25 protein-coding genes are annotated in these 19,631 nt (G+C 56.9%); 7 read left to right on the top strand and 18 right to left on the bottom strand.

Going from position 1 to position 19,631, the window contains the following annotated elements; all coding sequences use genetic code 11:
• The 16 genes from ABN482_RS10560 to ABN482_RS10485 all read right to left on the bottom strand — a co-directional run.
• Positions 1 to 616: phage major capsid protein (locus tag ABN482_RS10560; protein WP_349503954.1), on the bottom strand; the 616-nt coding region annotated here is incomplete at its 3' end.
• Complete coding sequence (locus tag ABN482_RS10555) at positions 613 to 1,455, bottom strand: head maturation protease, ClpP-related (protein ID WP_349503953.1); 843 nt, start codon at positions 1,453 to 1,455, stop codon at positions 613 to 615. The genes ABN482_RS10555 and ABN482_RS10560, both read right to left, overlap by 4 nt.
• Positions 1,433 to 2,698, bottom strand: coding sequence for a phage portal protein (locus tag ABN482_RS10550; RefSeq protein ID WP_349503952.1), 1,266 nt, complete (start codon positions 2,696 to 2,698; stop codon positions 1,433 to 1,435). The genes ABN482_RS10555 and ABN482_RS10550 overlap by 23 nt, the downstream gene beginning before the upstream one ends.
• Before the next feature lie 13 nt (positions 2,699 to 2,711).
• Positions 2,712 to 4,397 carry a terminase large subunit gene (locus ABN482_RS10545; protein ID WP_349503951.1) on the bottom strand — a complete coding sequence of 562 codons (1,686 nt, stop codon included), beginning with the start codon at positions 4,395 to 4,397 and terminating at the stop codon, positions 2,712 to 2,714.
• A 3-nt stretch (positions 4,398 to 4,400) separates the two neighbouring features.
• Positions 4,401 to 4,928, bottom strand: coding sequence for a terminase small subunit (locus ABN482_RS10540; RefSeq protein WP_349503950.1), 528 nt, complete (start codon positions 4,926 to 4,928; stop codon positions 4,401 to 4,403).
• 180 nt (positions 4,929 to 5,108) lie between these two features.
• Positions 5,109 to 5,498 carry an HNH endonuclease signature motif containing protein gene (locus ABN482_RS10535; RefSeq protein ID WP_502877277.1) on the bottom strand — a complete coding sequence of 130 codons (390 nt, stop codon included), beginning with the start codon at positions 5,496 to 5,498 and terminating at the stop codon, positions 5,109 to 5,111.
• A gap of 842 nt (positions 5,499 to 6,340) precedes the next feature.
• Entirely contained in the window at positions 6,341 to 6,649 is a 309-nt protein-coding gene (locus ABN482_RS10530) for a hypothetical protein (RefSeq protein ID WP_349503948.1), read from the bottom strand.
• Positions 6,646 to 7,032, bottom strand: coding sequence for a hypothetical protein (locus tag ABN482_RS10525; RefSeq protein WP_349503947.1), 387 nt, complete (start codon positions 7,030 to 7,032; stop codon positions 6,646 to 6,648). Before ABN482_RS10525 ends, ABN482_RS10530 begins: the two co-directional genes overlap by 4 nt.
• Positions 7,033 to 7,034: 2 nt before the next feature.
• Positions 7,035 to 7,505: a hypothetical protein gene (locus ABN482_RS10520; protein WP_349503946.1), complete on the bottom strand. Its 471-nt coding sequence runs from the start codon at positions 7,503 to 7,505 to the stop codon at positions 7,035 to 7,037.
• A complete protein-coding gene (locus tag ABN482_RS10515) occupies positions 7,502 to 8,170 on the bottom strand; it encodes a replication protein P (protein ID WP_349503945.1) in 669 nt (222 codons plus the stop codon). Before ABN482_RS10515 ends, ABN482_RS10520 begins: the two co-directional genes overlap by 4 nt.
• A 43-nt stretch (positions 8,171 to 8,213) precedes the next feature.
• Positions 8,214 to 9,167 carry a helix-turn-helix domain-containing protein gene (locus ABN482_RS10510; protein ID WP_349503944.1) on the bottom strand — a complete coding sequence of 318 codons (954 nt, stop codon included), beginning with the start codon at positions 9,165 to 9,167 and terminating at the stop codon, positions 8,214 to 8,216.
• Positions 9,164 to 9,439 carry a nuclease domain-containing protein gene (locus tag ABN482_RS10505; RefSeq protein ID WP_349503955.1) on the bottom strand — a complete coding sequence of 92 codons (276 nt, stop codon included), beginning with the start codon at positions 9,437 to 9,439 and terminating at the stop codon, positions 9,164 to 9,166. The genes ABN482_RS10510 and ABN482_RS10505 overlap by 4 nt, the downstream gene beginning before the upstream one ends.
• A 238-nt stretch (positions 9,440 to 9,677) precedes the next feature.
• Positions 9,678 to 10,460 carry a ParB/RepB/Spo0J family partition protein gene (locus ABN482_RS10500; protein ID WP_349503943.1) on the bottom strand — a complete coding sequence of 261 codons (783 nt, stop codon included), beginning with the start codon at positions 10,458 to 10,460 and terminating at the stop codon, positions 9,678 to 9,680.
• A gap of 8 nt (positions 10,461 to 10,468) precedes the next feature.
• Positions 10,469 to 10,705 carry a hypothetical protein gene (locus tag ABN482_RS10495; RefSeq protein WP_349503942.1) on the bottom strand — a complete coding sequence of 79 codons (237 nt, stop codon included), beginning with the start codon at positions 10,703 to 10,705 and terminating at the stop codon, positions 10,469 to 10,471.
• A complete protein-coding gene (locus ABN482_RS10490; RefSeq protein ID WP_349503941.1) occupies positions 10,702 to 11,226 on the bottom strand; it encodes a hypothetical protein in 525 nt (174 codons plus the stop codon). Before ABN482_RS10490 ends, ABN482_RS10495 begins: the two co-directional genes overlap by 4 nt.
• 936 nt (positions 11,227 to 12,162) lie before the next feature.
• Positions 12,163 to 12,447, bottom strand: coding sequence for a hypothetical protein (locus tag ABN482_RS10485; protein WP_349503940.1), 285 nt, complete (start codon positions 12,445 to 12,447; stop codon positions 12,163 to 12,165).
• 2 nt (positions 12,448 to 12,449) lie between these two features.
• On the opposite strand from ABN482_RS10485, the gene ABN482_RS10480 reads away from it, so the two are divergent.
• The 4 genes from ABN482_RS10480 (at position 12,450) to ABN482_RS10465 (ending at position 15,899) form a co-directional block, all read left to right on the top strand.
• The gene (locus tag ABN482_RS10480; RefSeq protein WP_349503939.1) at positions 12,450 to 13,172 is read left to right on the top strand and encodes an XRE family transcriptional regulator; all 723 of its coding nucleotides are present in this window, start codon (positions 12,450 to 12,452) and stop codon (positions 13,170 to 13,172) included.
• Positions 13,172 to 13,465 (top strand): putative phage head morphogenesis protein, encoded by a 294-nt coding sequence (locus tag ABN482_RS10475; RefSeq protein ID WP_349503938.1) that lies wholly within the window; start codon positions 13,172 to 13,174, stop codon positions 13,463 to 13,465. The genes ABN482_RS10480 and ABN482_RS10475 overlap by 1 nt, the downstream gene beginning before the upstream one ends.
• Positions 13,466 to 13,753: 288 nt before the next feature.
• The gene (locus ABN482_RS10470) at positions 13,754 to 14,893 is read left to right on the top strand and encodes a ParB/RepB/Spo0J family partition protein (protein WP_349503937.1); all 1,140 of its coding nucleotides are present in this window, start codon (positions 13,754 to 13,756) and stop codon (positions 14,891 to 14,893) included.
• A gap of 79 nt (positions 14,894 to 14,972) precedes the next feature.
• Positions 14,973 to 15,899 carry a hypothetical protein gene (locus ABN482_RS10465; protein WP_349503936.1) on the top strand — a complete coding sequence of 309 codons (927 nt, stop codon included), beginning with the start codon at positions 14,973 to 14,975 and terminating at the stop codon, positions 15,897 to 15,899.
• 2 nt (positions 15,900 to 15,901) lie between these two features.
• On the opposite strand, the gene ABN482_RS10460 is transcribed toward ABN482_RS10465, so the two are convergent.
• Complete coding sequence (locus tag ABN482_RS10460; RefSeq protein ID WP_349503935.1) at positions 15,902 to 16,957, bottom strand: DNA cytosine methyltransferase; 1,056 nt, start codon at positions 16,955 to 16,957, stop codon at positions 15,902 to 15,904.
• A 408-nt stretch (positions 16,958 to 17,365) separates the two neighbouring features.
• Here ABN482_RS10460 and ABN482_RS10455 point away from each other — a divergent pair, with 408 nt between their 5' ends.
• Genes ABN482_RS10455 through ABN482_RS10445 form a run of 3 tightly spaced genes read left to right on the top strand, consistent with a single transcriptional unit; the run spans position 17,366 to position 18,202 of the window.
• Entirely contained in the window at positions 17,366 to 17,659 is a 294-nt protein-coding gene (locus ABN482_RS10455) for a hypothetical protein (RefSeq protein WP_349503934.1), read from the top strand.
• A gap of 26 nt (positions 17,660 to 17,685) precedes the next feature.
• The gene (locus tag ABN482_RS10450) at positions 17,686 to 17,991 is read left to right on the top strand and encodes a hypothetical protein (protein ID WP_349503933.1); all 306 of its coding nucleotides are present in this window, start codon (positions 17,686 to 17,688) and stop codon (positions 17,989 to 17,991) included.
• Between the two features lie 10 nt (positions 17,992 to 18,001).
• On the top strand, positions 18,002 to 18,202 hold the full coding sequence (locus tag ABN482_RS10445) for a hypothetical protein (RefSeq protein ID WP_349503932.1): 201 nt from the start codon (positions 18,002 to 18,004) through the stop codon (positions 18,200 to 18,202).
• Positions 18,203 to 18,717: 515 nt separating this feature from the next.
• Here the strand turns inward: ABN482_RS10445 and ABN482_RS10440 are convergent.
• Complete coding sequence (locus ABN482_RS10440; RefSeq protein WP_349503931.1) at positions 18,718 to 18,930, bottom strand: hypothetical protein; 213 nt, start codon at positions 18,928 to 18,930, stop codon at positions 18,718 to 18,720.
• Between the last annotated feature and the right edge of the window lie 701 nt (positions 18,931 to 19,631).

The raw sequence follows: 19,631 nt of genomic DNA, 5'->3' as shown, positions 1-19,631 counted from the left end.
CCGGGTTGGCGTAGATTTCACCATGGCCGAAGCCCAGTTCTGCGAGAGTGGGCGTAGCCGTTTCGGGGCGGGCATCCGTCTCGCCAACCCATCCGCTGCCAGTACCACCGAGATTGAAAAGCTTTTTCCAGCCCGCCTTGCTTGTGGGCTGCACCTGGGCAAGCTGGCGCATGGGCGACTCTTCGCGCAGCCGGTCGGTGATGGTGCGATCCCATTCGACCGGCGTGAGGTAGCCACCCTCTTCTGCTGCGCCCTTGTTCATGGACGCCTGCACTTCACCCTTGCGCATGTGCGCCTGGAACGCGCTGGTGTATTCGGGGTCCTTGGGACCGTTGCCGGTCGTAGCACCGCCCATCTGCGCCGACGCCATGCGCATATTCAGCTCATCGACGGTTTTCTGCAGACTGCCGATATCGGAATTGATGCGTTCGACCTTGAGCGCTTGCAGGGCATCATGATTGCCCTTCTTGACCTCATCCAGCTGCTGCTGGTGTTCGGTCTTGAAGTCGGCGAACGCCTTGTTCAGCGCTTCGATGGTCTGTTTCAGTTCGGCCTGGGAGGGCGCAGCCTCGGCACGCACAGCCATGACACCACGGGGAATAGATTTCTGTTTCATATGGTTCCTTGCACTGTAGAAAGTAGGGTTTGCAGCGACGCTGCAATGTCGGCACCAGCGCTGGGCATGGCAGAGTCACCGGCAGCGCTCGGCGTACCGGAAAAAAGGTTCTTGAAAACATCACGGCGCATCGAGCGCGAGTGCCCGGCTTTCGCCATGGATGCCTCCACCAGGGCCAAATACTTCTTGTTGCCCTGCGCGTTGGTTTCGTGGGTAATTTGCGACGCTTCCATCAGACCCGTCGCAAAGCCATCATCAACAGCCTGGCTCGCGTTGATCCAGGTTTCCTTATCCATGAGCGCTGCGGTCTGAACCGGCGTCATGCCCGAACGAGCCGCGTAGACATCCGCCATAGCGGCGTCAAAGGGTGCAAGCTGCTCGGAAGCAGCCACCATGTCGTGCCGGTTTCCGATTGCGATGGCCCAGGCGTTATGGATCATGAGGAAAGCACCATCACCCATTAGGATTTCGTCGCCTGCCATTGCAATCACCGATGCCGCAGATGCCGCCAGGCCCATCACCTGGACAGTCACCTTGTGTGGATGGGCACGCAGCAGGTTGTAGATGGCTACGCCCTCAAAAAAGTCACCACCAGGCGAATTGATGTTCACAGTGACATCACGTCCGCCAATGGCACGAAGCGCCGCCGAGATACGTTTGGCTGTCACCCCTTCGCCTTCCCATGACCAGCCGATCGTGTCATAGACCGATATCGTGGCATCCTCACTGGACGCGGCACGAATAGCAGGCTCCCAACGCTCCAGAGCATCCGGGCGTGCATCGAACTGGACTCGACTGATGGCACTGGCCTTGATTTCAGGCAGTTTGAGCAGGCTCATTCTTGGTTTCCTTCTGGTTGGATCGAGGCGGCAGCTTGTCTGCCGTTGGATCATCAACACGCGGCAGATCCTGCCAGTCGCGCACCTCGTTTTGCGTGTACCAGGGGGCATGACCACCGGCCCCCATGCCCTTGGCAAACGCCTCGGACTGGTCTTTCAGGGTGCCCCGCAGCAAGGCACGTTCGTTGAATTTCCAATGCAGCTCATCCTGGTCATCCTCGGTAAGCAGCACCCTGGCCAGGGCTTCCTCCCAGGCTGTAAACCAGTGCTGCAAGCCGTACTGCAGAAAGAAGATGTTGAGCTGCTCGATGCCACTGCCCCAGCTTGTGTCATCCATCATCAGCAAGGGGCGCGGCACACCGAAAGATCGTGCAACCTCCTCAATCTGATGATTGCGGTTCTCGATCTGCTGCGAGTCGGCTGCTGAATCGGTAAATTTCTTGGCCGTTGCTCCCTCTTCGACAAGCATCCACTTTCCGGCGTTTTCTGCCCCGGAATGTTCTTCGCGCAATGACTCTTTCAGCCGTCTGTAGGCGGCATCCGACAGCGTTTTGGGGTGTTCCAAAGCCCCACCCGCCATGACACCTGTCCGAAACAGCCTGGCGGCTGCCCGCTCAGTCTGCTGCGCCAGCGCAATCGCCTCGCGGGCCAGACGAACACGGCTCAGGCCTTGGATGCCGTCTGGCGTCAGGTCGCGCAGGTGGAAAACCTCATGCGCCTGCAGCTCGACCTGATTGCCGTCCTTGCGTGTGTACCGGTACACCATCCGCCAGTCATCGGTGAGCTTCGGATCAACTGCATCGAAGTCCAGCGGCACCAGAGCAATCGGACGTCCTCTTGACCACACCACCCGTGCATAAGCATTTCCGTTGATCAAGGCGCTCAGTTGCATCTGCGACTTGAACTCGTAGGGAGTCTGCCAACCGTTGGGCCGGGTGCGCAGCAGTCGATATGCTGGGTGCTCCTTCGCCGGGGCCTTCGTCTCGTCCCTCCTGATCAGGCTCAAGGGCAGCATGCCGATGGACTCGGAAATCAGGGACACGCACCGCAGCACCGCCATGTTGCGCAGTGCCTTCATGCCTCGCACGTACTGACCAACCGCAGGATCGCCACCTCGGATGTATTCCAGCAACGCCGGATCATCAAGACCAGAGAACTTCACCCCCGGCGCGTCATCCTGCGCTGATGCCTGAGGGCGCGACTCGGCCACCGGCTCAGGCGAACGCCGGAAAAAGTTGAACATGCGCATAAAAACCTCAGGCGTAGCGAATGCCACGCGATTCGTAAACAGAATTGCCCTGCGCCTCAGGCTCCAGCGCCATCATCGTCACGGCATCGAACAGCGCCATTACCGGGTCAATCTTGGCCTTGCCACTGGCTGCCTTCGTCACCAGGATGGCATTACCTCGATCTTCGATCCGGGCATTACTCACGCACCAGGCCATCATTGGTTGACCTGCATGCAGCAACTCGCCGCCCGCCAGACGCCGTTCAGTTGTCTTGATCGCACCATTGAGCGTGTACCCCTGGCGTACAGATGTGATCTGATCGACAGTGAAGCCACAGTCTGGGGCCGTCAGCGCCGTCACCACATCAGCAATACCAGACGCATCAACACCGATGCCATACTTCTCCGGCAGCAGGCCTGCATCACGAATACGGCAAATGATGCGCGCCACTTCGTCCACGTCATCCCCTGGCCGCTCAACAAGGACCAGATCCCCTGCCCGTGCAAAATCCTGAAGCCGGGGAGCTATCTCTTGGCGACGATCCAGCACGATAGGGTGAGCCCAAGCCCGTCCCCAGTGCAGCCAACGCCGGGTTTCCCGCTCACGCCCAAGCACGGCCAGTCCAAGCAAGTCATCCAGGCCGCCACCATCGACGCCCACCGTCACCACTTCACTACGATCCAGCAACGCCTCAAACGTCAGCGTCTTGTCGGCTGCCGGCAGCCAGAAATCAACCCCGGCCCAGCGATCAGATCGCAGATTCAGGCCGATCTCTATATTCAGATGCTTTGCCAGGAACTTCTGCAGCGATCCGTCAGCCTTCATCTGCTGCTTGCGCAACTGATCGGCCAGCCAGTCGGCATTGACCGACCGCCCCAGGTTCGGATTCGTGATGTAGAAGTTCTCAGGCCGGAGGTAGGCCGTTGAATCGACCATCTCCTGCGGAAACTCATACAGCACGCCCAGTGATCGAGGGTCATGCACCACGCCATCACGGACATTGCGGAAATAGTCCAGCTTGTCCTTGAACACACCAGCGGGCGGCTCATCAGACTGGGTGGACAGGTAAATCACCCACCCCTCATCACGCGACACCTGGCCGCCCGTTGCCTCCATCAGCATGGCATCCGCATTGGCACGGCTGCCGAAAATCCAGACCTCATCAACCAGGATGCGCCCAGACTTCTTGCCAGACACCGTATCCGTGTCGGCAGCAACCACTTTCAGCGACGCCCGGGTGATCCGATGCGTGATGGTGCGGATATGATCCTGTACATGGAACATCTCCGACAGTTCCTCATCGGCCCGTACCATACCTGCGGCCGGCTTGAACGAGTTGTCGGCCACTTCCTTTGTCGGAGCCAGGATCAGATGCTCTTCCTCATCCCGCCAGCAGAGGATAAGCGCGGTCAGCATAATGCCGGCCGCAATCGTCGACTTCGTGTTCTTCTTGCTGATCAGCAGGAAGAATTCGCGGATCAACTGGCTTCCGGTCTCCGGATCGTTGGCCCCGAAGATCGCAGCCACGAAGTCGAACACCCACTCGTCACTACACTCGCCGAAAGTCGGCTTACCCGGCAGGTCAACAACACGCAGCTGCTTGAAGATGTGCAGCGCGGCCTCGCCTTGCTCGGGGAAAATCGGTGGCGGAATAATCGAGCGGCCAGCACGCAGCCGCTCTGCCCAGTCCGGGCAGGCTGTTGACCATTCCATACATTACTTCCCGCCATTGACTACACGCAGGCCAGGCGGCGCAGCTGGCCGGCCAAACTTTCCACCCGCTGCTTTCGCTGCCGCCTCCTTCTGTGCGTCCTTCTTGCCCTGCTCGGCGACCTTGCCATGGACGAATGGCATCAACGCCTTCGCCGCCTCCATCCTCAACTTCGGTTCCTCGTTGGCGTCGTTCATGATCGCAATAAGGATTGCCTTGGGATCTGACGTCAGGCCCAATGCCTTGATCCCAATCGCCGCCAGCAACTCCGCACTGGCCACGTCATTCGTTTCAGGTTGAGACGTTTCTATGTGGGGCTGGACGGGCGGCACGGTGGCGGCTGGTTTGTTAACCTTCGGGTTAACATTTTTTCCACGCTCAAGCGCCGCCAACACATCCTTGTCGCGCATCAAGCGAGACGCAGCAACCTTCGCGCCGTTTTCGCTGTAACCCGCATGGATAGCGGCTTTCGCGCCACTCATGCCCGACTGAAGAGCCTGCACGAACCGGCGCTTTTTGTCGGTGAGAGCCATACAACCTCGGTTAACAAATCGGGTTAACAAATTCCAAAATGGGGATTTTTTCTCTGCGTGCGGGAACGGGCGGTCTAGAGCGGCAAGGCCAGCCAGACTTTTAGCCCCCCCCAGGGGTCCAGCAGAACCAGCCAGACCGCAGGAGAGCCCGCAGGCGACGCGATCAGAACCGCGCCAGGGTCAGCCGGTGCGCGCCTCTTCGCGCTGCTTGTCGCGGCTGTGGTGCGTGCTGCAAAGCCCCTGCCAGTTCGACCGATCCCAGAACAGGGCCTGGCTGCCTCGATGGGCAATCACATGATCAACCACCGACGCCAGCGGCACCGGCATCCCGCGCCCGGCGCAGGCCAGCACGACATCCTCTATCGCCATGTCCCGCGATATGCCCAAGCTGTCCAGGCACATCACGCAGAACGGGTGCAAGCGCAGGTATTCGCCTCGGGCCTGCTGCCATCGATATCCGTATCCCCGTGCCGTGCTGCTCTTGCCTGCCCGCCACGATACAGCCGCAACAGCTTTGATGCGCGACGGTGCCGACTGAATGCGTGGACGCAGAGATTGGATGCGTGCCATCAATCTGCCTGCTCGGCGACATCGACACGCTGGGCTGTCACGACCAAACACACCTTGCTATTAGTAATGCTGCGAACTCGTTCGTTCATCGACATTCAAAAAGGTCCTACTCTGCGCGGGATTGTCGGGACTGATAACATTCGAAATTTAATATTATTAAAATTATCCAATGGGCACTGTTCTTCTCTTTCTCTTCCTATGGTTTGTCGTTCACCAGATCATTGGTGTAATCGGAGAACTAATACCAGTATTGGCTAACATCATTATTCGATGCAGTGGCCTAGCTGCTATTGGACTTATTCTTTGGTGGGCCTACAACTTTATTGATTACAGCGGAAGCCCGCCCCTAGGTTTTTTGTGCTTGGCGGCAATTCTCGTCATGACATCTCAAAGGAAAAAATTTTGATAGTTGCCCATTTCACATCACACCTCACCTCACCAAAAGGATATAGCATGCCAACCATCCACACTTGTGGCCCAGCAAACAAACGCACAGAGTTCACGTATCACGGCACAGCGACAGATGGTGTAACGTTAGAACATGCCACACCGCATCAGATTCCAGCCTCAGTATTTCGTGCTGTTTTAGAGAGATTTCAAGGGCAGACGGTGCCTGCTGGCGTTACAGCCAACAACCCAACTCCCGGCGGAATCGGCGAGTTCATCGGAGGCCTTGGACTCGGACAGACTCCTCGCCATGGATCGTTTCTATGCGCAATCCTGTGCCACGAAGGGCTAGCAACCAGCACCCTTCGAGGGAATGCCATTTACATAACGTTTCCTTCATGACTCCGCTGCATACCCAGAAAGCAAAAACCCGCCTTGCGGGCGGGTCTGTTTGCTCAGGACGCATGTCCTCTGGCGTATTGTCTCAAATCACGTCCCAATAATCCAGCATTTATCCGAACTTGATGTCCCAATCCGCGCCGCCACGAATAGGACGCGGATTTTGTCCGCCCGCCGTGTCTCTCTACCACCTTGGCATCGTTGATCAGATATTCAAGGGCACGCTGAACCTGCTTGCGAGCCGCGGCTTTTTGCTGGTCAGAAAGTGACATGGCAAGCGTAACGTGGCTCAGTATCTGCCCTGTCCGAAATTGATGCTCTGGATATGAGCCCAACAAATCTATGATCTCCGGCGCGAACTTCATGCCGCAGCCCTCCCGATCAGCGCCCTGAACTGATCCACGACCTGCCGATACTCACGCCCTGTCAGGCAAACTGCCGTAGCCTCTTTGATCCAACGGCATGCAGCAGCCTGCCGCTCCCCCTGCTCCAGCCCCGCAAAGCGCACATGCTTTTGCGGATACTCTGCCGTCACCGCCATCTGGACATACCTGTGCTGACGGCTGTACAGCACTTGTACTGCTTGGCCATGATCCTGCTGGATTGTCTCGAATGCTCGCTCGTCCTCGGGAAAATAGACCGCCATATTGCCTACGGTTTCCCCTTGCCAGCACCACCGCGCCCAGTTCCAAAGCAACGCATCCGCTGACAGCCCACAACCACGCAGCCGGGCAACCACATCCGACATACTCACTCCTTTACCTCTGTCGCATAAATTGCTACCGCAATGGCAGGCCAGGCATGGCTGCTGACACCGTACAGCGGCCCTGGCTGTTTCTTGGTGCCGATCTGCGGCACAGCACCGCCCCCAGTGCGTGGGTAGCGATCCAGGATTGCCTGCCGTACGTTGGCATCCTTAGCCTTGGGCGACCGGCACAGGTGCAGCTTGGCATCCTGACGAAAAACCAGGCGCACAGCATCAGGATCACGCCAAGCCTGCTGATAGCGGCCTATCCAGCGCACCGTATCGAATACCTCGCGGCCCACAGGCATGCCATAGCTTGCGACCATCTCGATTGCAAGACTGTCTGCTGTGCTGGCACGCACCCAGCCGAGCAGATCATGGTTGTCAGCAACGCCGGCATCTTCCACTCGAGCATCTGGGGCATACAGGCACCAGCCGGACTGCACTGGACCAGGATCGATTGCAAATACTGTCATGCCGCCTTCGCCCCCTCTTCTTCCATGCCCAGCGCACGGCGGGCCATCTGTTGCATGACCAGCGTTGCCCGACGCTTACCGGCCAGCACCTGTCGCGCCCAGTCTCGACCGTCGCCCCGTGGTGCCAGCAGATCCGCCCCCGTGCGTTGTTTGATTTCCTTGAGCACACCGATGGCCTGCTCTTTATCCGCAATGGTCCGGCCCGGCGCGACCAGCGCAGGGGCAGGCATCGGGATATCAGCCCATTGCCGCTTTGCAAACTCACTGATCAGTGCCGCCTCCCATCGCTTCTGGATGACCGCCCATGCAGCATGCAGCAGGTCATGCTGGCCCATGCCGATAGCAGCCCAGTAGATCGCCGGGTGCGACCAGCTGCCTCGCTCACCACGCCGGCGGGCCTCGATGCCGGCCACAGCCTCCCGGTACGCAATTTCCGGGTCCATGTACGGACGGCAGGCCCGGACAAATTCCTTGTATGACGGAGGCCAGTCGTACATCTGGCGGCAGTTGGCAATGCCTTGCTTCAGCTCACGCGGGTCGATCTGGTCTTCCACGAATCCCTCAGACCAAGCCTCCTCCCAAGCGCGAATAGCCTGCTCGCTCGGGTAGTTCTGCCTCCAGCGGCCCGGATACAGCCCATCCATGCGGCTAAACAGCAGGTCCATGAGACTCATCGGCTCCTCGCCCTGGTGATGCCGCACTGACGGCTCAAGCCACACGGACAGCATCGACATCGATGATGGTTGGGTCGGTTGCATCGTTTGCATGGTTCTGGCTCCCGTTGTGACGAGTTCGGACGTAGGCGGATGGGTCGAACTTCCCGCCCGGCTGCTGCTGTGCTGTGCCCTGACGGCCTGTGGCCCACTTCGTGCGGTATGCCTCAGCGCTGGCGATCAACAGGCCGATGTCGTGCATCCGCCTGACGACCTGGACATCCTCATCCCGCAGAAACCACGCCGCCACTGCTGGCGCTTCATCCCTGCCCAGCCTGGCAACCAGTTGCCGGACGTGAGCATTGACCTTGGCATTGCGTACCGGCGTTGCACCGTACCGGGCGGCATAGGCCTGCGAGTAGCTTGCCCACGTTGCCCTGCAAGCCTCCTGCACCTCCGTCTCGCTGGGAGCATCCGGACGCGCTGCTTTGCGGCGCGAATGGTTCTCTGTAGGTTCCTTTACGGTTCCCTTACGGTTTGGGTGCGCCTGGTGCGCCTCTGGAGGTGCGCCTCCTGCACCCCCAGGTGCGCCTGCTGCATGGGGGGGTGCGCCATCTGCACCCCCTGCGCCATTTGCACCGGGTGCGCTATCTGCATGGGGTGCGCCGTTTGCATCCGGTGCGCCTGCTGCGCGGGGTGCGCCATCTGCACCCATGCCACGCTTACGTGGTGCCGGTGCTTTGGTCAGATCCAGCTTGCTCGGCGTCAGCACATAGGACGTGCTCTTGTTGTGCCGGAAATCACGCCGCAGCACACCTACTGCCTCCAGCCACAACAAGGCGTCCTGTACCGCCCTGCGTGACAGGCAAGTACGAATGGCAATGGTGCCCACAGCAGGCCAGCACACGCCATCGTCGTTGGCCTGGTCAGCCATGGAAATCAACACCGCCTTCTGCGCTGCCGACATGCCCTGCAACGGCCAGCAGGCCGACATGATGATTGTGCTCATACCACCTCTCCATCGCGTACTTCCACCCAACGGCTGTACGCTTCATTCCAAGTCTTGAACTTCGTTTCCCGGTCTGCCGGGCCTTGATCCAGCCACGCATGACACGCACGGCAGCCAGGCACTGTGAATTGATCAGGCGCTTTCAGCCCCATACCTTTGCCGTGTGCCTGCTGGTTGCTGTGGCATGGGACTACCGTATCGTTCCCTGCCGCCCCCAGGCAGACGCCAGGCACTTTCAGATAGCAGGACTGTCCCTTGCATGCCTTCAACATCCGGGCGTTGTGCCCGGCACGCCTCTTGGGCTTGTGCTTTGCCATGACAGTGCGCTTGATACCCTTGGTGCCTCTGCTCATGGGTGTCTTGGATCGCAACGGCACCGTGCGCTTCATGGTGGATTTCCAGTCCCTCATGCTTGCCTCGCTGATATACGTGTTGACAGCAGCTTGGCGCATGCCGCTGCCAAAGTCTTTTGCCCTAGGGCAAAAGACAAATGGCCAGATTCGTGATAGATCATTCTGCCCCCAGTACCCAGCGCAAGGCCTCGGCATACGGACCTTCTGCCGTTTCCAGTGCCTGCATGATTTCCTTGCGGCCCTTCATCTTCGGCTTGGCATCTCCCAGGACCGCACGCTGACGCCGGGCCCGTTCGTGCGGCTTCACGCCCTGGCCGGCCTCAATCAGTTGCTGAACCTTCTCGCGCTGATCTTCGGGCGGTAGCGCCCCCAGCGCCTTGGCCTGCGTCACTCCGATCTGCCCAGCCTCGACGGCTTGCTGTACCGCCTGGGTGCAATCCAGCAATGCCAGGGTATTTCGCACCGTCTGTATCGAGCAGGCGTAGATCACGGCCAACTGCTCTTCGTCTCGACCCATGGCGAGATGCCGGCGCATCTTCTCAGCACGCCCCAGGGGACTGTCTGCCGTCCGGGCCTCGTTCTCGCTGGCAATCGCGTCCAACGCATTCTGGCGCTTGCCCTGGTACACCACACCCTGAATACGCAAAGGCTCAACGCCACGCTCACGACGCCACTGGTTTGCCAAACGCGCTGCCTTCACCCGCTGGCGACCAAACACGACTTCGGTATTACCCGTCTCCGGGTTCTTGGAAATCGCCACCGGCTCCAGTACGCCCTGGTAATCGATATTGCGCGCAAGGGCCTCATCCACCGGCAGATGCACACGCTCGTCATACAGAGGCGACGCTTCATCTGTCACCAGCGTCAGCGTGTCCGGATCGAAAAGCAGCACGTTCGTCTTGCCCGCCGCTCCGTAGGCATCAATCGAATTTTTCGCCATGTCTGGCCTCACTGATAATTGGCAATCTGCCAGTTCACATAGGGAATCCGCACTCGGCGGTGGAATCTCTCAGCTGCAGCCTTGTTGCTGTCCAGCTCGGCACGGCTCTGGATGCCGCAACGCTGCCGGATCCACTCCGCTGCGGCGTCGCTGCTGGCCGTACCGCTGAACGCCCGGAATCGCGGTTGGCTGCAGAACGTGCCGGCCAGCCGCGCAAGCTGCCCGCCCTTCGGTTTCGTGCTCATGGAAATGACCTCCCCGCCGCCAGATCGACCTTGCGTTTGAGGCGCAGCAGCGCATACACCAGCACCATGATCTTTTCGCCAATCCGGTCTGCATCGTTCTGGCATACGTCAAGGTCTGCCAAGGACTCGCGCAACTGCGCAATCAACTGACCGTTGATCTCCTGCGAGAGCAATGCGCGGTCCTGAATCGCAGTCACGCCGGCATCCATCTCGTCGCCCTCGACGTACAGATCCAGCAGCACAGCCTCGTACCGTGCCGCCAGCGCACGGATCCAGCGGATGGCCTCCTGCCTGTCTGCCCCATGGGCCAGCGCGTACTCGGTCAGCAGCTCGGCCAACTCGACCGTGACCGTCTCTGCCGGACTGGTGCCGTCCAGCTTCTTGTAGAGCGCCCCCGCACTGATGCTGGTGTCGCGCTCATCACGCAGCCACTGCACCGCAGCCTTGATGCTCCGGCCAGGACCGCGCAGCATGTTGTACAGCGCCCCCCGCCAGGTAATGTTCGTATGGAGTTTCGTCATCCCGAAAACCTCTTCCTTTTCGCGTAGACCATGCAGATTCACCGGCCTACCATGCATCCCTTCCTCAACCCACTACTGTCAGATCTACGGATGGATCAAAATCACTGCGCCCCCGACAATCCGGGCATGAAAACCGATACCGAACGCCTGTTGCGCCAAGCCCATCTGCTTGCGTCCCAAGTCACTGGACGCCCTACCGTCTCCGACAAGCTGCTTGTCGCTGTCTTTTGCAGGCTCTGCTATGAGCATGATGGCGATGTGTCCTCCCTGCCTGATGACATTGACGAGGAGCCCGCCCCCGGTAGTGCCTTGCACTGATCAAACGTCAGTGGGTCCTATCGGGATGCGATCGTCACGCTTGTCTGTGGTGTCAGGCATATGCCCTCCTGTGTATGGGTGGCTGGCTCCCTCGGGTAAGATCAGAAATTTCAGTAACTAATCTTTTCTTAAAAGGGACTAGAAGTGAACATAAATTGGGAGTTCTTGATGGGGCTTCTCTTGCCTGCGTATGGAGTTGGATATGTATGGCTAATTCGCACTGCACGGGACGACCCAGCGATGTATGCGGAAGTAGAAATACACCTGAGATGGTTGTTGGTTGCACTTCAAGTGTTTTTTTTGATCGTCACAATCCTTGTTTGTGAATACTCTGGTTTCCCTGATGAGTTTCAAAGAGACACCTTGAGCCTATCTGTTGTCATGGTTCTACTGACAAACATCATCCAAATATCGTTTAGGTTCTTTAGACGCATCGCAGCCCTCCCTCCGAAAACAGAAGGAAGGGAAGCGACAAAAGAGCTCCGTACAAAAGTCCAATCAAAACGGAGCAAATGAAATCCTTTTTACGCATTGGTGGGCTCCTTGGGGTGGGTGGAAATTCCCGCCGCCATACGGCGGTCAGGCTGCTGAGGGGTGTCTTTGTCTTGCATGTGGGCCTCACGTCTGGAATGAACTATCGGGATCAGCCTCGGAGACTCGATCTCCAAAGACATGCGGAAAATCCAACAGGACACGCGCAGGGATACCTCTGCGTTTCCAGTTGCTGATGCGCTGGATCTGTCCTGGCTTGCCGCTCAAGCCCATCAGTTCGGCAACTTTTGCAGGCCCGCCCAGGCGGTCAATGATGTGTTCTGGCGTATTCATACTCAAATTAAACACTGCGTTTAATTTGAAGTCAACATTGCGTTTAACAAACGTATTAACGGTTTGTTTACTATCCAAGAATGAAAAAAAGGCCGATAGACATCGCTCTGGAAAAAACCCAGGACAAAGGCTGGAACCAAACCGAGCTCGCAAACAGGCTCGGCGTGTTGCCGCAGCATGTGAGCAACTGGATCAAAAGAGGTCTGCCGACCGATAAGTACGCGGCAGTTGCTGATGTGCTGGGTTGTTCTGTTGATGAGCTGCTGGGCAGGTCTGCGTATCACGGGTACCCTGCTGGGACAGTATCAATGTCTTATGCTGTCCACGAAGAGCACATTACTTACAACGTCAACAGCACCGACATCACCATCCCCCAATACGACCCGATGGAGCTGGCTGGCTCGATGGGGCGCGGGCTGGAACTGCGCGATCAGCCTGGCGTGATCCAGAGCTGGCGCGTCAGCAAAGACTGGCTGCATCAGAACGTCAAAGCACACAGCGGCAATGCAAACCTCTGCATCGTGACCGGCTTCGGCGACTCAATGCAGCCAATGTTCAATCCTGGAGACCCACTGCTGGTCGATATCGGGGTGACAAGCGTGGAATTTGATTCTGTCTATTTTTTCCGGGTAGGCAATGAAGGCTTCATCAAGCGACTACAACGCATCCCCACAGAGGACGGCCTACTTGTCCGGGCAATCTCTGAAAACAAGACAGCGTACGAATCGTTCGACATCACAACGAAGATGGACTTCCAGGTGCTTGGGCGTGTGCTGAAGGTGTGGCGTAGCCAGGAGTTCTGATGAGTTCTAAATTTGATACAGATGATGATCTGGGCGAAGGCTATCTATACATGCACCTATCCGCCCTATCGCCGACGACTAGGAAAAGCCACGCCGAGCGTCATGGCAAACTATTCACGGCGCAGGAGGTGCGCGAATTCTGGTCTGATCCTACCAATGTAGATGGATGCAAATGCACCGTAACTGCCATGATGGTGGACGACGACGGCAAGCCGCTTGTGCCGTCGATTGTTAAGCAGGCCAGAGACGCCTACGAAAAGATGAGGACCAGAGGGTACGACTGGTCGAAGTGAAGCGCTAGCCGCCCTGGTGCGGCTTCGATCCCTGAGGGTGGGTGGTGCGGGGTGTAGGTAACTAGAGTTTATTCTTATGTTGAAATGTGATGAGAAGCATAAGTGTGTCACTTTAAGTATGCTGGTCGAAGCCATCGATCTTGATGCAAAAGGCTTGACCTCTTAGCTGATGACAAGCCAGTAAGCCCGGATCAATCATATGTGAGATATTGAGCAGCGCCCCTATCAGCCTATTCTTCTATAATTTTCGTACCCACATTCCTATCAGTCTACCTATAGAGCACCCTTATGGCGTCCAAGAAAGCTCCACCACCTCAGCCGGAAAGCAAGACCATTGACGTTTCACTGCTTGATTTCGATAAGAAGAACCCTAGGTTTCCGGTGGACGTCGCTCAAGGGTCAATAGCAGTGTTGCTCGAACGATTCGTGCGTGACGAACGCCTTTTGGAGATCATCGAATCCATCGGCAATAACGGATATTTCCCGGGGGAGCCCTTATTAGTCGTCAAAGAAGGCCAGCGATATCGTGTGATTGAAGGCAATAGGCGGCTCGCAGCGTTGAAGCTGCTTTCGGGTGAATTGACGCCTCCAAAGGGTCGCATTTCAGTTGAGAATGCCATTGATGCTGCTGCAGTACGACCAACAAAAGCGCACTGCCTGATTTTCGGAGAAGAAAGCCAGATTCTGCGGTACCTGGGCTTCCGGCATATCACAGGAATTAAAGCCTGGAGTGCTTTGCAGAAAGCTCGCTACATGGAGCGGCTTCTGCTCGAGAATTACAGCCATATGCAATATAGTGATGGGCTGAAATTACTCGCTAAAGAAACGGGCAGCAAGCCAGCATATATGGGGCAAATGCTTTGCGCACTCAAATTATTTGAGCGAGCAGAAAAAGAGAATTTTTACGACCATCCTCTCGACCCGAATCAAATTGACTTTTCCATTTTGTCTACAGCCTTAAGCTACAGTAACGTCGTTGACTATCTAGGCCTCGACAGCCGCACTGATATAGAACTCGATAATGTGAAAGATGCCCATGTTTCGAATTTATTCCTGTGGTTGTTCGTAACTGGAGAGAATACCAAAAGCATTGTTGGCGAATCACGTAATCTCAAAAAATTAGCCGCTGTATTGCCCTCCGAAGCGGCAGTTGACCACCTATTGAAAGAGGGACGTCTTGATGAAGCCTTCGAGTTCAGTAAAGGCCCGAGCATCGCCTTCACAGAAGCATTGTCACACGCAGAAAGAAGGCTAACTGCCGCCTGGCAATGGATACCAAAAGTATCAGAAGTCAACCCAGATCACCAATCCCGCGCTGATGCGATATATCGATTGGCAATGACAATTCGGAGTGCGGTTGAATCTCGTGCAATAGAGCCTGCTTCCCCAGCACCGAAAAGAGCGCAGAGAGGCCGACGCAATGCCTGAGCCTATACTTTTCAATCTAGACTCCCGCCCAAATGCGAGCGACACATACCTATGGTGTGATTTTGTTGAGTTGCGATGTTTGGTGGCCGAAGATCGTAAATTTTCCAGGGGGGATCTTTTAGAGATTCTTGAAGAAACTGCCGATATGTCGCCCGATCACCACGACGAAATTGATGACGATGAAGGGTTCGATAGTGGCGTAGAAGAGCCGATACTGGCGCAGGCGGATAAAATCCGCGATAAACATGAAATGCGCGTGGCTGATCTCTTCAGAAACTTGTCTTTTAGAGGGAAACTGTTCGGAGATGCGTACCCTTTTCAGCTAAACAGCGACTCGCAAGAACTGCGCCTTCTAGATTTCGATGAGCCGGCTCGTTTGCTTTATTTGCAATTGCTGATCTCATCTTCCCTCAGGCTCGTACCCAAAAGCCGCAGGCATGAACTTACTGAACGCTTCGAAATACTATCCACCCGTATATTTGAGTGCCTAATGCCTCAGGGCTGGCAAGTTCACCGCTTTGGAGCAAAAGGGGCTGTCCGGTATAAAGGCCGTCTCTTTGATCGTCTCAAGAAATTAGCAAGCGATATACGCGGCCAACTATTAGTAGAAAGCACCGACTTCAAAGCTACCAATGCTGGTGATGGTGGTTTAGATATCGTCGCTTGGCATCCACTTGGAGACGCGCGTATCGGGATTCCTATCGCCCTGGCGCAATGCGGCTGCACCGCAGAGGAATGGTCGCTTAAGAGCCTGGAGGCGTCACCTTCGGCGCTTGGTGCAAATTTAAATACTCATCACCCGTGGGCAACTTACTATTTCATGCCTCAGGATCTAGTTGCGCAATCTGGCGGAGAGGTAAATTGGCAACGAAGGACTCATCTCACCAAGAGCATAGTGCTAGATCGGATTAGGCTGATTAAGCTCGCCGATGAATATGGTGTGGCGAATGAATGTGTAAATGCTCAGGATCTAATTATCGAAGCCTCCCAATTGAGGCACGGATAGGGTCACCAGGGAAGGGGGAGGGATTTTGCAACGGCCTCGAACAAGGGGGGGGGCACAGCGTTCCCTGCCACCGTATAACGCATGCCAAGACTTCCGGATGGCGTGTCCGGGAACTTGAACGCTTTCTCAAACCCCTGCAAGCGGGCAGCCTCACGATAACTGAAACGACGAGCGGGCCCATCATTTTCAAATCGCCAAACATTGTGTTCCAACTTAATCAGCTTCGGGCTAATCGGATGGAGTGGCATGTGCCTTGCATTGGCGACAATAGTTTTAGACTGCTCATCCCAGCCTCGGCGTCGATCGCGCGATAAGTAGTACCAATGAAACTCACGATCGTAGTATTCACCATCCGGCCAATGCCTCATCCCTTTTAGCGCGTCCCGAATGGTCGCACGCGGCTGATCGCCGGCCCCGTGCGTTGGACTGGGAAAATTATATTCGACGCCGAAGTCTTCGCGGATTCCAACGATGAAGATTCTCCTGCGATCTTGAGCTACACCAAAATCGGCGGCGTTCAGTACCTGCGCCTTGACTCGATAACCCGCTTCCGTAAATATCTTCTTTTGATCAACGAGCAGATGTTCAAAGTTCTTACGAACCATGCCAGAGACGTTCTCTACGATGAAAGCCATTGGATTTATGGCTTGTAATGCCCTGGCAAACTCTAGATATAAATAGTTGATCTTACGGGTTGCGTCACGCACCCCTCCTTGACTAAAGCCTTGGCAAGGATAACACCCAACCAATAATTCGGCCTCAGGAAAGGACCCTATTTTCCGAACGTCACCAAGGACATAGTCGGTATCCGGGTGGTTGGCCAAGTAGACATCGCGCGCATACGGAAGTACATCATTGGCCATGACAACATCAAATCCAGCGCTGATTAGCCCAGCATCTGAACCACCGCATCCGGAAAAAAGCGAAACCGCCTTAGGCATACAAGAATCCCTCAATGATTGAGGCGATTTTAGCAATTTGTAGGTTTTATGGCCAACGCAAAATTTTATGGCAAAAATTGGATCTAGCTCACCCGTCACAGCGGGTTCTCTTGTCATGCAGCCGCCCACAGAGGCGGCTTTTTCATGCCCTTCACCAGTCCCGCCCTGCCGGGGCTTTTTTGCGTCTGCCTCCTATCCCTCTCTCCCTCTGACCTAGCCCTGCTGTAGGGGTGGGCGCTTGCGTACCTGGTGGGATTGCTTCGTTGAAAAATTAAACACTGCGTTGACACGAACAATAAACATGATGTTTAATTGGCTCAATAGCTCTTTAACAACCAACCAGCAACAGCACCCACCGCCCCCTGGGCGAAATGCGAGCGGGACATGCCGCGTGACGACCTCCGGCGCGGTGATCAGCAATACCGGAGATACATGCGCCCCCTTAGGGTGCCATGGCCTCGCTACGAGGCCTCATCCATCAGTCCGTTCTTTGAGCGCTGGCTGATGAATGACAAGGAGAGTGAAATGAAGATCTACGAATCACACGAAGACGATTTCGCCAAAATCGTCAGGACATCGTCCGGACGGCAAGTCCTCATCTACTGCGACAGCGACGACGACGATGGACGCCCTCAAATGATGATGATGACTGTTGTGGATGACGTCACCGTACAGATCAACGCCGGCTTCAACAGCACAATCGAAGGCTGCGATACCCGAGACTTGTCGTTCAACAACTATGACATCGCTGCTGCTGACAAGTTTGAGGCAACGGCAATCCGGGCAGTGCTGGGCAATCAAGCCACAGACAAGGGGTAGATATGTCCGCCTTCTGCGTTTTTGGAATGACCGAATCGCTGGCCCGCCACCTGGCACAGCGACGTAGCCCCCCGGAAGCTGAAACCGAGGCAGGCTATGCCTCCTGGTTGAACGAAGAGATCAACGCGATCATGGCTTCCAGCAAGGTCCGGCAAGTCTCGCCGGAGTTCGATGCTCCACAGTTCTGCCACGACTGGATCAGCCTTGCTCGCCGTGCCGGGCGTGCTGTCGGTCTGACCATCATGGTCCGTGATACCAAGCGCGACAAGTATGGCAGCCCCGTGTTCCGCAAGGGCACTGAAACGCCAATCATGTCGTGGCGTCCTTATTGACCTCTACTGAATGACACAGAAACAGCTACTCGACGCAGCCCTGTACGAGCTGCAGATTGCCGACGAAATCATCAAGGCTGCACGCGCCACTATGGATCAAAGCCAGCGTGTGACGTGGGGCCAGCGCTGTCGCAGGATCACCGGTAGTGATACCGACCCCATGCGTGGGCGGGAACGTACCGCCCTGCTCCAGACCCTGGCCAACCTGTGAGGACCCTATGCAAACTGATCCCTTCGGCACCAATGTTGGTTTCTGGCTGCGCCACTTGCCCAGTCTACATGGCCGCTGGCTGGTCATTGTCTACGGGGTGAGCGGATGGGCCGAACCTGTATCAGTTCGTGCGGTTGTCGACGATTTCGGCTCACTCGTCCGGGTGTGACGATCAATGCCTGCATGGCTGGGATATGAGTATCACCCAGGCCCAGGACCCGCCCGGATGGGTCAAGCCGGGATCATCACATAGGCGGCGGCGTGGAAGGACACGCATCAGGGTCAATCCCATGGGTGATTCCTGGGGATACAGGATTGAGGTCACTGGCGGGCATCGCGCAAGCGGTGAAACCAATTCCCGATCAACCGGAGGCAGACATCAATAGCCGACCGACGACGAGCTGGTATCAAGCCCAGCCCGCCTATGTGATGGCAGCAGTACGCGCAGGCGATGCGCTGTTTTTTACTAGCGACTACAGGGTAAAGGCGCAAAGCCGGGATCGCATCCGGTGCCATCAACTCAATTGCACGTTTGGATCGGGCAGCAAACCCCAGATCCTTGATGCGACTCGCCGCCCGACGAGAGATAAAGACTTGGGCCGCAACACCGAACGCCAGAGCGCAATCGGGTCGCGTGGCTGCGCAAACGCCACGGCATAGGGATTTGGGAACCCTGTGTGCGCCACCAGGAACGGCTGACCCAGCAGCGCCGGAGACGTAACCGGCACCGAATTTCCTGGGGATGCTTCAAAGCGAGGATGCCTGCCACGGTCCCCTGACGGCAGGATGCCCACGATCCATATCTAGTCGAGAACGCCCGTTCGCTTGTAAGCCGCGTGGGGGAAGTAGGCGTGACAGCCGGAGAGACGGCACCTTATTTCCACGGCCAGGGTGGCCCCGCAAGGGATAAGCCTGGATGCGCCAGCAGTCGGTGCGCAGATTCATAACCGGCTGCAGCTGGAGCGCCACGACCGGTCCGGGTGCCGCGCATCTCCTTCGCGGAGCGTGATCCAGCCGTTTGGTCCACGAGACGGACCATCCTCAAGCCGCAGCGCCCCCCTTCCCCCTTTTTCCCTGTTCTTGCCGGCACCCCGCTGGCCGGAGCGCTGCGACTTGAGGGTCTGGCCCTCTACTGGAGTACCCCATGAATCAATCCGAACACCGCCGGTGGCGTGACGCCTGGGTCCGGCGACTGTTGCGCATTCACTTTGGCCTGCTGGCTATCGCTGGCGCCGGCCTGCTTATCTGGAGTCTCACATGAACAAGATCACATCCCTGGTCTGCATCGCCGCCCTGCTGGCGTTGTCGTCCTTCCTGTACTTCGCCGGCAATGCCGTTGGTGCCCGTGACCGGCAACTGTTCGCCGCCTACGACGCAGAGCGCCTGCAGATGGTGGCCAGGGCCTGCGGCAAGCGCGGGCAGCTCTGGC

Source organism: Corticimicrobacter sp., assembly GCF_040137905.1.
Taxonomy (GTDB): domain Bacteria; phylum Pseudomonadota; class Gammaproteobacteria; order Burkholderiales; family Burkholderiaceae_B; genus Corticimicrobacter.
The sequence above is the reverse complement of the archived record's forward strand: the minus strand, read 5'-3'. Positions and strand labels throughout refer to the sequence as shown.